The sequence below is a fragment of the Bacillus sp. EAC genome, assembly GCF_002156875.1.
In the GTDB taxonomy this organism is placed as follows: Bacteria; Bacillota; Bacilli; order Bacillales; family Bacillaceae_G; genus Gottfriedia.
On record NZ_NCSY01000012.1, the window covers coordinates 1 to 13,745 of the forward strand.

The following is a 13,745-nucleotide window of genomic DNA, read 5'->3' on the forward strand; positions in this document are numbered from 1 at the left end:
AATCAAGTGATGATAGCGAAGAGGTCACACCCGTTCCCATACCGAACACGGCAGTTAAGCTCTTCAGCGTCGATGGTAGTTGGGGGTTTCCCCCTGTGAGAGTAGAACGTCGCCTGGTTAATTGAAAGACATCAGCCTATAAGCTGATGTCTTTTTTGTGTTTTGAAAAATAAGTTGTTACATGTGCCTTAAAATTAGTTTCTGTAATATAAAAAAATTATAGTTAAAAATAAAGAATCCACGACAATCCTGTGGATAAATGGTCAGCCTATGTCATACTGGAATGAACAATCGAACGAAAAAGTTGGCAGTTTGTCTGAGATAAGTACGCTGGTTCTCATGAATATCAATTGTTTATCAATGTTAATTTCTTAATAGATTTGTAAATATGGATCATTCGATAAGATAATTCACAGAAACTTAAAAAAGAGCTTATGTAATTTAGCTAGTTCATAATATAATGAAAGAGATTGTGATATTTGGAATAAATTCACTGGAAAGTAGAATATAATTAGTAAAACACGAACATTAAAATATTTTTTTAATAAAACATTCATATTTTGTTGAAAAAGTAGCAGTTAATTGTTACTATAAGTATAGGAAGTTTAGCAAAACCTCATATAAATTTGGGAATATGGCCCAAAAGTTTCTACCTAGTAACCTTAAATTACTGGACTATGAGGGGAAGTTAATCACACGTGTACGTTTATTTGTATACGCCTAGGTAGATTATCTTTCTCATCATAGAGATAATACTACTCTAGGCTTTTTTTGTGGAAAAAAATAAAATACAGCAATTTTACTTGGGGGAAAATAGATGAAACCGGTTGTTGGTGTCATTATGGGGAGTACAAGTGATTGGGAAACAATGAAAAATGCATGTGATGTGTTAGACGAGTTAAAAATAGATTATGAAAAAAAAGTGGTGTCAGCGCATCGTACACCTGATTTAATGTTTGAATATGCAGAGACTGCAAGAGAACGCGGGATTCAAGTAATTATTGCAGGAGCAGGTGGAGCTGCTCATTTACCAGGGATGGTAGCAGCTAAAACGACTTTACCTGTAATAGGTGTACCTGTACAATCAAAAGCATTAAATGGAATGGACTCATTATTATCAATCGTTCAAATGCCAGGTGGAGTACCTGTAGCTACAGTTGCTATTGGAAAAGCAGGTGCGACAAACGCAGGATTACTAGCAGCGCAAATTATAAGTATTCATAACCAAGAAATATTTGCTGCATTAGAAACACGTCGTGAAAATACAAGAAAACAAGTAACAGAAGGCAGTGAGTTACTATGAATAAAAAAGTAATCTTACCAGGGCAAACAATTGGCATTATCGGCGGTGGGCAGTTAGGTAGAATGATGGCGCTTTCCGCAAGAGAAATGGGATATAAAATAGCTGTATTAGATCCAACGCCAAATTCACCTTGTGGTCAAATTGCAGATATAGAGATTACTGCAGAGTACTCAGATTTGAATGCAATAAAACAATTAGCTGAAGTTAGTGACGTAATAACATATGAATTTGAAAATATTGATGTAGCAGCATTAGAATACCTTGAAAAGAACTCATATTTACCACAAGGTAGTGAGTTGTTGAAATTAACAAGAAATAGATTAACAGAAAAGACTGCGATTCAAAACATAGATATTCAAGTAGCTCCTTTTCATTTAGTTGAAAATGAAGAACAGTTTTTTGAAGCAATTTCAATTATTGGTTTACCAGCTGTCTTAAAAACAACAACTGGTGGTTATGATGGAAAAGGACAAATCGTACTAAAATCAAAGGAAGCTTTTGAGGATGCTTTAAATTTAGTCAAACAGCAGCAATGTATTCTTGAAGGATGGATTCAATTTGAAAAAGAATTGTCAATAATTGTCGCAAGAAATTTGGATGGTAACGTATGTACATTCCCTATAGCTGAAAATGTACATATTAATCAAATACTGCACACATCAACTGTTCCTGCAGAGATTACTCAGTCAGTAAAAGAGAAAGTAGACAAATACGCTGAGAAAATTGCGAGTTCATTTCACTTAGTGGGTGTATTGGCAATCGAGTTGTTCATTACGAATGATGAGCAAATCTATGTAAATGAATTAGCTCCACGTCCACATAATACGGGACACTATAGTATGAATGCAGCAGAAACGTCTCAGTTTAAACAACATGTTAGAGCAGTTTGTAATCTACCATTAGGAAGCACTGATTTATTAAAGCCAGTTGTAATGGTAAATATACTTGGGGAGCATATTGAAGAAGTAATAAATGTAATGCAAGAAGATAGCTCATTAAATGTCCACCTATACGGTAAAGAAGAAAGTAAAAAAGGCCGTAAAATGGGACATATTAATATAATGGCAAGTTCAACTAAAGAAGCAATGAAAAAAGTAGAAGATTTAGGAATTTGGAAACAGAATCCGGTGGAGGTTACTCAATGATAGAACGTTATTCACGCCCAGAGATGGCAGCGATTTGGACAGAAGAAAATAAATTTAAAGCGTGGTTAGAAGTTGAAATCTTAGCTTGTGAAGCTTGGGCTGAATTAGGAGATATTCCGAAAGAAGATGTAAATGTATTAAGAGAAAAAGCATCATTTGATATCAACAGAATTTATGAAATAGAAAAAGAAACACGTCATGATGTAGTAGCATTTACTCGCGCAGTGTCAGAAACACTTGGTGAAGAACGTAAATGGGTTCATTACGGTTTAACTTCAACAGATGTTGTAGATACAGCTCTTTCATACTTATTACGTCAATCAAATGACATTTTATTAAACGACTTAGAGAATTTTATTGGAATTCTTGAAAATAAAGCGAAAGAACATAAATATACAGTAATGATGGGACGTACTCACGGGGTACATGCTGAACCAACAACATTTGGTTTAAAACTTGCTCTTTGGACAGAGGAAATGAAACGTAATCTTGAGCGTTTTAAACAGGCAACTGAAAGTGTTCGTGTTGGGAAAATTTCTGGGGCTGTTGGAACATACGCAAATATCCCTCCATTTGTAGAAGAATTCGTTTGTGAGAAGTTAGGACTTCAAGCAGCTCCTATTTCAACACAAACATTACAACGTGATCGTCATGCTCATTACATGGCAACATTATCCTTAATTGCAACCTCAATTGAGAAGTTTGCAACTGAAGTTCGTGGATTACAAAAAAGTGAAACTCGCGAAGTAGAAGAATTCTTTGCAAAAGGCCAAAAAGGTTCATCTGCAATGCCTCATAAGCGTAATCCAATTGGTTCTGAAAATATGACTGGATTAGCACGTGTAATTAGAGGGCATATGATCACTGCATACGAAAATGTGTCACTCTGGCATGAAAGAGATATCTCACATTCATCAGCGGAAAGAATTATCTTACCTGATGCAACAATTCTTTTAAACTATATGTTAAATCGTTTTGGAAATATCATTAAAAATCTTACGGTGTTCCCAGAGAATATGAAACGCAACATGGATCGAACATATGGATTAATTTATTCTCAACGCGTACTTCTAGCATTAATTGAAAAAGGTATGTCACGTGAAGAAGCGTACGATACAGTTCAACCAAAAGCAATGGAAGCATGGGAGACACAAGTGCAATTTAAAGAACTTGTTGAAGCAGAAGAAAAAATCAATTCTTTATTATCACAGGAAGAAATTGATGATTGCTTCGACTATAGCTACCATTTAAGTCAAGTAGATACAATCTTTGAACGCTTAGGTTTGAATTAAGAATCAAAATAATTCATTTGGCTAAAGCTTCAATAAAGATAGAGAACTTTAGCCAAATAAATTAATGAATGAGCAAGCTAAATTTTTATTGTGTGTTTATATGAGGATATGGGAGGCATTGTTGACATGGTAGAGCAAGAAATGTTGTATGAGGGAAAAGCAAAAAGAATCTTTTCTACAGATAATCCTGAAATAGTAAGAGTGGAATATAAGGATTCAGCAACAGCTTTTAACGGGGAAAAGAAAGCAGAAATCGCTGGAAAAGGTCGTTTAAATAATGCTATTACTAGTTTACTATTTTCAAAGTTAATGGAAACAGGTATTGAAACTCATTTCGTAGAAAAAACATCAGATCTTGAACAACTAGTTAAGCGAGTAACGATTGTACCTATAGAAGTAGTTGTACGTAATATTGTCGCTGGAAGCCTGTCGAAACGAATGGGTTTAGATGAAGGGGCTGAGTTAGTTAAACCAATCATTGAATTCTATTACAAACGTGACGATTTAGGTGATCCGATTATAAATGAAGACCATATTGCAGCACTTAAACTAGCAACAACAAAAGATCTTGAAATAATTAGAGAAATTGCTCTCCGTGTAAACGATGTACTAGTTGTTCATTTTAATGAATGCAATGTTCGATTAGTCGATTTTAAATTAGAATTTGGTAAGTTAAATGATGGCACAATTTTATTAGCAGATGAGATATCACCAGATACATGCCGATTATGGGATAAAGAGACAAATGCAAAATTTGATAAAGACGTGTTCCGTAGAGATTTAGGTAACTTAACAGATGGATACGAAGAAATTTTAAAACGCTTAGGGGGATTATCATGTTCAAAGTAAGAGTGTTCGTTACATTAAGAGAAAGTGTTTTAGATCCACAAGGAAACGCAGTGAAAAACGCACTTCATAGCATGAATTTTAGCGAAGTACAAGATGTTCGTATCGGAAAATATATGGAATTACTGATTGATAAAAATGTTGCAGATTTAGATGCTTCAGTTAAAGAAATGTGTGAAAAATTATTAGCAAACATCGTAATTGAAGATTACCGTTATGAGGTAGAGGAGGTAGTCGCACAGTGAAGTTTGCAGTAATTGTGTTCCCAGGATCAAATTGTGATGTAGATATGTATCATGCAATAAAAGATGAATTAGGCGAAGAAGTAGAATACGTTTGGCATGATTCAACTAATTTAGATGAATTTGACGGTATTTTATTGCCAGGTGGTTTTTCATATGGTGATTACTTACGTTCTGGCGCAATTGCAGGTTTTGCCAATGTGATGGAAGCAGTAAAAAAAGCTGCTACAGAAGGAAAGCCAGTATTTGGAGTATGTAATGGATTCCAAATCTTAACAGAAGCTGGTCTTTTACCAGGTACACTTAGACGTAATGAAAAACTTAAGTTTATGTGTCGCCAAGTTGAACTAGTTGTTGAAAACAATGAATCAATGTTTACTACTGGCTATGAAAAAGGTCAAGTAATTACTGTACCAATTGCACATGGTGAAGGAAATTACTATTGTGATCAAGAAACATATGAATCTCTTAAAAATAATAATCAGATTATTTTCCGTTATCGAAATAATCCGAATGGCAGTTTAGATGATATTGCAGGAATTGTAAACGAAAAAGGAAATGTTTTAGGAATGATGCCACATCCTGAACGTGCTGTTGATACACTTTTAGGAAGTGCGGATGGACTTCAACTATTTCGTTCGATTGTAAGAAACTGGAGGGAAAATCATGTCGTTACTTCTTGAGCCAAACCCAATGCAAATTGAAAATGATAGAATTTATGCCACTATGGGCTTATCAGATGAAGAGTTTAATCTAATAAAATCAATTATTGGACGCGCGCCAAATTATACTGAGCTTGGATTATTCTCAGTAATGTGGTCGGAACATTGTAGTTATAAAAACTCTAAACCTCTTTTACGTAAGTTCCCTACAAATGGAGAACATGTGTTACAAGGACCAGGTGAAGGTGCTGGTATTGTTGATATAGGTGATGAGCAGGCTGTTGTTTTTAAAATCGAAAGTCATAATCACCCATCAGCAATTGAACCATACCAAGGGGCAGCTACTGGTGTAGGTGGAATAATTCGCGATGTATTTTCAATGGGTGCTCGTCCTGTAGCACTTTTAAATTCTTTACGATTTGGTGAGTTAGAAACTCCAAGAGTAAAGTATTTATTTGAAGAAGTAGTAGCAGGAATTGCAGGTTATGGAAACTGTATTGGTATTCCAACCGTTGGTGGAGAAGTTAATTTTGATCCTTGTTATGAAGGTAATCCTTTAGTTAATGCAATGTGTGTTGGATTAATTAATCATAAAGATATTAAAAAAGGTCAGGCACATGGTGCTGGTAATACTGTAATGTACGTTGGTGCATCTACTGGTCGTGATGGAATTCACGGAGCAACATTTGCTTCTGAAGAATTGTCAGATGCATCAGAAGAGAAGCGTCCAGCAGTTCAAGTAGGTGACCCATTTATGGAAAAATTACTACTTGAAGCTTGTTTGGAGGTTGTTCAAAACGATGCGCTTGTTGGCATTCAAGATATGGGTGCGGCTGGTTTAACTTCTTCATCTGCAGAAATGGCATCAAAAGCAGGTATGGGAATTGAGATGAATCTTGATCTAATTCCTCAACGTGAAGCGGGAATGACTGCATACGAAATGATGTTATCAGAATCTCAAGAGCGTATGTTATTAGTTGTTGAAAAAGGAAGAGAGCATGAAATCGTAGAGTTATTTGAGAAATATGATTTACATGCAGTTTCTGTTGGTCATGTAACTGATGACAAAATGCTTCGTCTAATTCATAAAGGTGAAGTAGTTGCAGAATTACCAGTTGATGCACTAGCAGAAGAAGCGCCAGTTTATCATAAACCATCTAGTGAACCAGCTTACTTCGGTGAATTCCAATCGATGGAAAATTATGTTCCTGAAATGAAAGATACAAAAGAAACTTTAAAGCAATTACTTTCGCAGCCTACAATCGCAAGTAAAGAGTGGGTTTACGGACAGTATGATTATATGGTTAGAACAAACACGGTTGTTGCACCAGGTTCAGATGCAGCGGTCATTCGAATTCGTGATACGAAAAAAGCACTTGCTATGACAACTGATTGTAATGCTCGTTACTTATATTTAGATCCAGAAGTTGGTGGGAAAATCGCAGTAGCAGAAGCAGCTCGTAATATTATTTGCTCGGGTGCTCGTCCACTTGCAATCACTGACTGTCTAAATTTTGGTAACCCAGAAAAGCCTGAAATCTTCTGGCAGTTAGAAAAAGCAACAGATGGAATGAGTGAAGCGTGTAATGTATTAAGCACACCTGTTATTGGTGGAAACGTATCACTTTATAACGAAACAAATGGTGAAGCAGTTTATCCAACTCCAGTAGTTGGGATGGTCGGATTAATTGAAGATACGGATCATATTACGACACAAAATTTTAAAACTCCTGGTGATTTAATTTATGTAATTGGTGAAACGAAAGCTGAATTTGGTGGTAGCGAATTACAGAAATTATTAAATGGAAAAATCTTTGGTAAAGCACCAAGTATTAATTTATCTATTGAAAAAAATCGTCAAGAGCAAATTCTTTCTGCAATACAAGCAGGTGTAGTTACTTCTGCACATGACATTTCAGAAGGTGGTCTTGGTGTTGCGGTTGCTGAAAGCACATTTGGTCCAACTGAAATTGGAGCAGCTATTACAATCGAAGGTAACGAGGTTATTGCATTATTTAGTGAAACTCAATCTCGCTTCTTACTTTCTGTTAAACCAGAACATAAAGAACAATTTGAAGCAATGGTCGATGCAAAATTAATCGGGACAGTTACAGAAGAGACTTCAGTGACAATACGCAATGAAAAAAATGAAACAGTACTTCACGCAACAGTAGAAGAATTAAAACACGCTTGGAAAGAGGCGATCCCATGCTTGCTGAAATAAAAGGACTAAATGAAGAGTGTGGAATTTTTGGGATTTGGGGGCATACAGATGCTGCCCAAATTTCCTACTATGGTCTTCATAGCTTGCAACATAGAGGGCAAGAAGGCGCAGGTATTGTTGTCACTGACGGAAATAAACTTGAAGGTGCAAAAGGTGAAGGCTTAGTTGCAGAAGTCTTTAGTAAAGGTCAATTAAATGATTTGCACGGGAAAGCAGCTATCGGCCATGTCCGTTATCCAACTGCTGGCGGCAGAGGTTATGAAAATGTTCAGCCACTTTTATTTCATTCGCATACAGGAAGCATTGCACTTGCTCATAATGGGAATTTAGTAAATGCATCAAGATTGCGTAAAGATTTAGAAATGCAAGGTAGTATTTTTCAAACAACATCAGATACAGAAGTACTTGCACATTTAATCAAACGAAATGGATCTGCACCGTTAAAAGATTGCATTAAAGCATCTTTAAATATGATTAAAGGAGCATTCGCTTACTTAGTATTAACAGAAGATGCAATGTATGTTGCGCTTGATCCAAATGGATTTAGACCTTTAGCTTTAGCTAAGATGGGTGATGCGTATGTAGTTGCTTCAGAGACTTGTGCATTTGATGTAGTTGGTGCGAAATATATCCGTGATATCAATCCTGGGGAGTTACTTATTATTTCTGATAATGGAATTGAAACGGATCAATTTACATCGACAGTCGATCATACGATTTGTAGTATGGAGTATATTTACTTTTCACGTCCAGACAGCAATATAGATAATATCAATGTCCATGCTGCTCGTAAAAATATGGGGCGAGTTTTAGCAAATGAAGCTCCAGTTGAAGCAGATGTTGTTATAGGGGTTCCTGATTCTAGTATTTCAGCGGCAATTGGATATGCTGAAGAATCTGGTATTCCATATGAAATTGGTTTAATTAAAAATCGATATGTGGGTCGTACGTTTATTCAACCTTCCCAGGAACTACGTGAACAAGGTGTAAAAATGAAACTTTCTCCAGTACGTTCAATCGTCGAAGGTAAACGTGTTGTAATGGTGGATGATTCAATTGTTCGTGGTACAACAAGCAGAAGAATTGTACAAATGCTTCGTGACGCTGGTGCGAGTGAAGTTCATGTTCGTATTGGTGCACCACCAATTAAAAATCCTTGCTACTACGGAATTGATACATCGACTAGAGAAGAATTAATTGCAGCTTCTAAAACAGTTGAAGAGATGTGTCAAGAAATTGGGGCAGACACTTTGGAATTTATTAGTTTAGAAGGGTTATTAGGTGCGATTGGCAGAAAACATGCTAGTCCTAATAGAGGCCAATGTACGGCGTGTTTTACAGGTTGTTATCCTACAGTAATCTATGATGAAAATGAGTTAGTACATTCTCATAATTAAATAAAGACAAGTCATAAAAATAGAGGCGGCGAGCAAATGTCGTCGTCTCTTTTGAATTAATTCACGAGAAACGGAAGGGGAAATCATCACATGGCGAATGCATATAAACAAGCCGGAGTAGATATTGAAGCCGGTTATGAAGCAGTGAACAGAATGAAAAAACACGTTCAAAAAACAATGCGTCAAGAAGTACTTGGTGGTTTAGGTGGATTTGGAGGAATGTTCGATTTATCCAAATTCAATCATAAGGAACCGGTTCTTGTATCAGGAACAGACGGAGTTGGAACTAAATTAAAATTGGCTTTCCAAATGGACCGTCACGATACGATTGGCATTGATGCAGTCGCGATGTGTGTGAATGATATTGTAGTTCAAGGAGCAGAACCATTATTTTTCCTAGATTACTTAGCGGTTGGAAAAGCGGTACCTGAACGTATTGAACAGATCGTTAAAGGTGTATCGGAAGGCTGTATACAAGCAGGTTGCTCACTAATTGGTGGAGAAACTGCAGAAATGCCAGGTATGTATCCTGAAAATGAGTATGATATTGCTGGATTTGCAGTTGGTATTGCAGATAAATCAAAACTAGTAACAGGACAAGACATTCAAGAAGGAAATATTTTATTAGGAATTTCTTCAAACGGAATTCATAGTAATGGTTATTCTTTAGTTCGTAAAGTGTTGTTAGAAAAGGGCGGATTAACACTTGATCAACATATTGACAAACTAGGGCATACGTTAGGCGAAGAACTACTTCGTCCAACTAAAATCTATGTAAAACCGATCTTAAACGTACTTAAAAACTTTGATGTAAAAGGGATGGCTCACATTACTGGTGGAGGCTTTATTGAAAATATTCCGAGAATGCTTCCAGAAGGTATAGGTGCAGAAATCGATTATGGTTCTTGGCCAATTCAACCAATTTTTGATTTGTTAGAAGAAATCGGTGAACTTAAACGAGAAGAAATGTTTAATATTTTTAATATGGGAATTGGAATGGTTCTTGCGATTCGTGAAGAGAATTTACATGACATTATTAACCTATTAGAAAAAGACGGAGAAAAAGTATTTATTATCGGAAGAACGACTTCAGGTGAAGGAGTCACTTTTGGTGGAGGTTCTCTGGAATGAAGAAAATTGCCGTATTTGCTTCAGGAAATGGGAGCAACTTTCAAGCAATTCTTGATGCAACTAAGAGTGGGGAAATGAATGCCTCGATGCAATTGCTAGTATGCGATCGCCCAAATGCATATTGTATTGAGAGAGCAAGACAAGCTGGAATTCCCTCGTTTGTGTTTTCTGCAAAAAATTATGAATCAAAAAAACAATACGAAACTGAAGTTATTGCTCATCTTAAAGAGCTAAATGTCGAATTTATCATTTTAGCAGGTTATATGAGATTAATTGGTCCGACAATTTTAGACGCATTTCCCGGGAAAATCGTTAATATTCATCCTTCATTTCTACCATTATTTCCTGGAAAAGACGCAATCGGTCAAGCTCTGCAAGCTGGTGTCGAATCAACAGGTGTAACGGTTCATTTTGTTGATGAAGGAATGGATACTGGTCCAATTATTGCTCAAGAAAAAATTCTCATTGAAAATGGGGACTCAAAAGAATCGCTAGAACGAAAAGTCCATGAAGTTGAACATGTTTTATATGTAAATACATTAAAAAAATTATTTAATAATTAGAATTAATTAGTGATAGATAACATGAATTCTTACAGTTGGGGGCAAAGAACATGAAAAAGCGTGCTTTAGTTAGTGTTTCAGATAAAAAAGGGATTATTGAATTTGTAAGTGGATTAATTAAGCAAGATTTCGAAGTTATTTCAACAGGTGGAACCTTCAATTTATTAAAAGAAGCAGGATTAAATGTAATTGGAATTTCTGAAGTTACTAATTTTCCAGAAATTATGGATGGACGTGTAAAAACGTTACATCCATCAATTCACGGTGGCTTGCTAGGTGTTCGTTCGAATGAGGAACATATGCGACAAATGAATGAACTAGGTATCCAACCAATCGATTTAGTATGTGTAAACTTATATCCTTTTAAAGAAACAATTATGAAGCCAGATGTAACATTTGAGGACGCTATTGAAAATATCGATATTGGTGGTCCAACAATGCTTCGTTCTGCAGCTAAAAATCATGAATTTGTATCTGTAGTTGTTGATCCTGCAGACTATGATGTAATTTTAGCAGAATTAATTGAAAAGAATTCAGTTTCAATTGAAACAAATCGCCGATTAGCAGCAAAAGTTTTCCGTCATACTGCAGCATATGATTCATTAATTTCGAATTATTTAACTGAGCAAGTAGGGGAAGAAAATCCAGAAAGTTATACAGTTACTTATGAATTAAAACAAACTTTACGCTATGGTGAAAACCCTCACCAGAATGCAAAGTTTTATCGCACTCCAATGCCAACTGAATCTTCAATTGCTTTTGCCAATCAATTACATGGTAAAGAGCTCTCTTATAACAATATAAATGATGCGAACGAAGCGTTAAATATTGTACGTGAATTTACGAATCCTGCAGTTGTAGCAGTTAAACATATGAATCCTTGTGGAGTAGGAGAAGGAACTACGATTGAAGAGGCATATGATCGAGCATATGCGGCTGATCCAGTTTCTATTTTCGGAGGTATTATTGCTACAAATCGTGAAGTTGATGTGGCTTCTGCAAAGAAAATGCATGAACTATTTTTAGAAATCATTATTGCACCTTCTTTCAGCGAAGAAGCAATGGAAGTTCTAACGAGTAAAAAGAATTTACGATTACTAACAGTTGATTTTGGAACAAATCCAACATTTTCTCCAAAACTAACTACTGTACATGGTGGTTTACTTCGACAAGATATGGATACATTTGGTTTTGAAGATGCCACTATTACGGTACCAACTAAACGTCAACCAACTGAAGAAGAGTGGGCAAACTTAAAACTAGGATGGAAAGTTGTAAAGCATGTTAAATCAAATGCGATTGTTTTAGCAAAAGATCACATGACAATTGGTGTAGGTGCTGGACAAATGAATCGTGTTGGTGCCGCAAATATAGCTATCGATCAAGCTGGAGAAAAGTCGATTGGATCTGCATTGGCTTCAGATGCATTTTTCCCTATGAGTGATACTGTTGAGGCTGCAGCTAAAGCAGGTATTACTGCAATTATTCAGCCAGGTGGATCAATCCGAGATGAAGATTCCATAAAAAAAGCAGATGAATATGGAATCGCAATGGTCTTTACGGGCGTACGTCACTTTAAACATTAAGATATAAGGAGATGACAAGATGAAAGTATTAGTCATTGGTCGCGGTGGTCGTGAGCATACAATTGCATGGAAGGTAAATCAATCAGAGAATGTAACAGACGTATTTGTTGCTCCAGGAAACGATGGAATGATTGATGTTGCAACACTTGTCAATATCGATGAAGGTGATCATGAAGCACTAATAGCATTTGCAAAAAAAGAGAAAATTGACTTAACAATTGTTGGTCCAGAAGGTCCATTAATGGAAGGAATTGTTAATGAATTTCGTTCTGCAAATCTACAAATCTTTGGTCCAACAAAAGAAGCAGCAATAATCGAAGGAAGTAAAAGCTTTACGAAGGATTTAATGAAGAAATACAATATCCCAACTGCTGCATATGAAACGTTTACAGATTTTAATGATGCTAAAGCCTATGTTGAAAAAGTAGGAGCTCCAATCGTTATTAAAGCTGATGGTTTAGCAGCGGGTAAAGGTGTAGTCGTTGCAATGACAATTGAGGAAGCGATTATCAGTCTTCATGATATGCTTTTAGATGATAAATACGGCGATGCTAGTGCTTCTGTTGTCATTGAGGAGTATCTAGAGGGTGAAGAATTTTCATTAATGTCTTTTGTACATGGTAATAAGGTTTATCCAATGGTCATTGCTCAGGATCATAAACGAGCATATGACGGTGATAAAGGTCCTAATACAGGCGGGATGGGTGCATACTCTCCAGTTCCTCAGATTTCTCAAACAATTGTAGAAAATTCTGTTCGTGATATCGTGGTTCCTGTTGCTGAAGCTATGATAAGTGAAGGCCGTGATTTTACTGGTATTTTATACGCAGGTTTAATGCTTACAGCCCAAGGTCCAAAAGTTATTGAATTCAATGCGAGATTTGGTGACCCGGAAACGGAAGTTGTGTTACCACGTTTAGAAAGCGACCTTGCTGAAATTATGTTAGCGATGCTAAATAATGAGGAAATAAAATTGAATTGGTCAACCGACGCAGTTGTTGGTGTAGTACTTGCAGCTACAGGCTATCCTGAAGCACCTGAAAAAGGCAAAATCATCAATGGCCTTCCACTGGTAAGTAAAGATGCTCTAGTTTATCATGCAGGTACGAAGCTCGAAAATGATGAGTTTGTTACAAATGGTGGTAGAGTTCTAATCATTGCTCATAAAGGAAGAACTATAAACGACGCTTGTGAAAAAGTTTATAAACAAATTAATAATATTGAATCAAACGGGTTATTTTATCGTCATGATATTGCCCATAAAGCAATAAAAGTAAAAAATTAAAGATGTTAAGGGTCGTCCAATTGAGACGGCCCTTTTTTTGTAAAAACGAACTAATGTTCTTATATCGTC

The 13,745-nt window shown here is 36.1% G+C and carries 12 protein-coding genes, 1 rRNA gene and 1 riboswitch; all 13 genes read left to right on the plus strand.

Features of this window, described 5'->3' with window-relative positions:
- Positions 1 to 2 precede the first annotated feature (2 nt).
- Positions 3 to 118, plus strand: a 5S ribosomal RNA gene (gene rrf, locus B7R65_RS17770).
- 478 nt (positions 119 to 596) lie between these two features.
- A riboswitch (purine riboswitch) is annotated at positions 597 to 698 on the plus strand.
- Between the two features lie 119 nt (positions 699 to 817).
- Positions 818 to 1,303, plus strand: a complete 486-nt coding sequence (gene purE, locus B7R65_RS17775) for a 5-(carboxyamino)imidazole ribonucleotide mutase (RefSeq protein WP_088044185.1) — start codon at positions 818 to 820, stop codon at positions 1,301 to 1,303.
- Positions 1,300 to 2,448, plus strand: coding sequence for a 5-(carboxyamino)imidazole ribonucleotide synthase (purK, locus tag B7R65_RS17780; RefSeq protein WP_088044186.1), 1,149 nt, complete (start codon positions 1,300 to 1,302; stop codon positions 2,446 to 2,448). Before purE ends, purK begins: the two co-directional genes overlap by 4 nt.
- Positions 2,445 to 3,740: an adenylosuccinate lyase gene (purB, locus tag B7R65_RS17785; RefSeq protein WP_088044187.1), complete on the plus strand. Its 1,296-nt coding sequence runs from the start codon at positions 2,445 to 2,447 to the stop codon at positions 3,738 to 3,740. Before purK ends, purB begins: the two co-directional genes overlap by 4 nt.
- A 126-nt stretch (positions 3,741 to 3,866) precedes the next feature.
- Entirely contained in the window at positions 3,867 to 4,589 is a 723-nt protein-coding gene (gene purC / locus B7R65_RS17790; RefSeq protein ID WP_088044188.1) for a phosphoribosylaminoimidazolesuccinocarboxamide synthase, read from the plus strand.
- On the plus strand, positions 4,577 to 4,831 hold the full coding sequence (gene purS, locus B7R65_RS17795) for a phosphoribosylformylglycinamidine synthase subunit PurS (protein ID WP_088044189.1): 255 nt from the start codon (positions 4,577 to 4,579) through the stop codon (positions 4,829 to 4,831). Before purC ends, purS begins: the two co-directional genes overlap by 13 nt.
- Positions 4,828 to 5,511, plus strand: coding sequence for a phosphoribosylformylglycinamidine synthase subunit PurQ (purQ, locus tag B7R65_RS17800; protein WP_088044190.1), 684 nt, complete (start codon positions 4,828 to 4,830; stop codon positions 5,509 to 5,511). The genes purS and purQ overlap by 4 nt, the downstream gene beginning before the upstream one ends.
- Complete coding sequence (purL, locus tag B7R65_RS17805) at positions 5,495 to 7,714, plus strand: phosphoribosylformylglycinamidine synthase subunit PurL (protein WP_088044191.1); 2,220 nt, start codon at positions 5,495 to 5,497, stop codon at positions 7,712 to 7,714. The genes purQ and purL overlap by 17 nt, the downstream gene beginning before the upstream one ends.
- On the plus strand, positions 7,699 to 9,111 hold the full coding sequence (gene purF, locus B7R65_RS17810) for an amidophosphoribosyltransferase (RefSeq protein WP_088044192.1): 1,413 nt from the start codon (positions 7,699 to 7,701) through the stop codon (positions 9,109 to 9,111). The genes purL and purF overlap by 16 nt, the downstream gene beginning before the upstream one ends.
- A 90-nt stretch (positions 9,112 to 9,201) precedes the next feature.
- A complete protein-coding gene (gene purM, locus B7R65_RS17815) occupies positions 9,202 to 10,242 on the plus strand; it encodes a phosphoribosylformylglycinamidine cyclo-ligase (RefSeq protein WP_088044193.1) in 1,041 nt (346 codons plus the stop codon).
- Positions 10,239 to 10,805, plus strand: coding sequence for a phosphoribosylglycinamide formyltransferase (gene purN / locus B7R65_RS17820; RefSeq protein WP_088044194.1), 567 nt, complete (start codon positions 10,239 to 10,241; stop codon positions 10,803 to 10,805). The genes purM and purN overlap by 4 nt, the downstream gene beginning before the upstream one ends.
- Positions 10,806 to 10,855: 50 nt before the next feature.
- On the plus strand, positions 10,856 to 12,391 hold the full coding sequence (gene purH, locus B7R65_RS17825) for a bifunctional phosphoribosylaminoimidazolecarboxamide formyltransferase/IMP cyclohydrolase (protein ID WP_088044195.1): 1,536 nt from the start codon (positions 10,856 to 10,858) through the stop codon (positions 12,389 to 12,391).
- 19 nt (positions 12,392 to 12,410) lie between these two features.
- Positions 12,411 to 13,676, plus strand: coding sequence for a phosphoribosylamine--glycine ligase (gene purD, locus B7R65_RS17830; protein WP_088044196.1), 1,266 nt, complete (start codon positions 12,411 to 12,413; stop codon positions 13,674 to 13,676).
- Positions 13,677 to 13,745: the final 69 nt, after the last annotated feature.

Excerpts from the sequence above, each read along its gene's own strand:
- purD (WP_088044196.1), top strand. The coding sequence starts at position 12,411 with ATGAAAGTATTAGTCATTGGTCGCGGTGGTCGTGAGCATACAATTGCA.
- purN (WP_088044194.1), top strand. The coding sequence starts at position 10,239 with ATGAAGAAAATTGCCGTATTTGCTTCAGGAAATGGGAGCAACTTTCAA.
- purS (WP_088044189.1), top strand. The coding sequence starts at position 4,577 with ATGTTCAAAGTAAGAGTGTTCGTTACATTAAGAGAAAGTGTTTTAGAT.
- purC (WP_088044188.1), top strand. The coding sequence starts at position 3,867 with ATGGTAGAGCAAGAAATGTTGTATGAGGGAAAAGCAAAAAGAATCTTT.
- purB (WP_088044187.1), top strand. The coding sequence starts at position 2,445 with ATGATAGAACGTTATTCACGCCCAGAGATGGCAGCGATTTGGACAGAA.
- purK (WP_088044186.1), top strand. The coding sequence starts at position 1,300 with ATGAATAAAAAAGTAATCTTACCAGGGCAAACAATTGGCATTATCGGC.
- purL (WP_088044191.1), top strand. The coding sequence starts at position 5,495 with ATGTCGTTACTTCTTGAGCCAAACCCAATGCAAATTGAAAATGATAGA.
- purF (WP_088044192.1), top strand. The coding sequence starts at position 7,699 with ATGCTTGCTGAAATAAAAGGACTAAATGAAGAGTGTGGAATTTTTGGG.
- purH (WP_088044195.1), top strand. The coding sequence starts at position 10,856 with ATGAAAAAGCGTGCTTTAGTTAGTGTTTCAGATAAAAAAGGGATTATT.
- purE (WP_088044185.1), top strand. The coding sequence starts at position 818 with ATGAAACCGGTTGTTGGTGTCATTATGGGGAGTACAAGTGATTGGGAA.
- purM (WP_088044193.1), top strand. The coding sequence starts at position 9,202 with ATGGCGAATGCATATAAACAAGCCGGAGTAGATATTGAAGCCGGTTAT.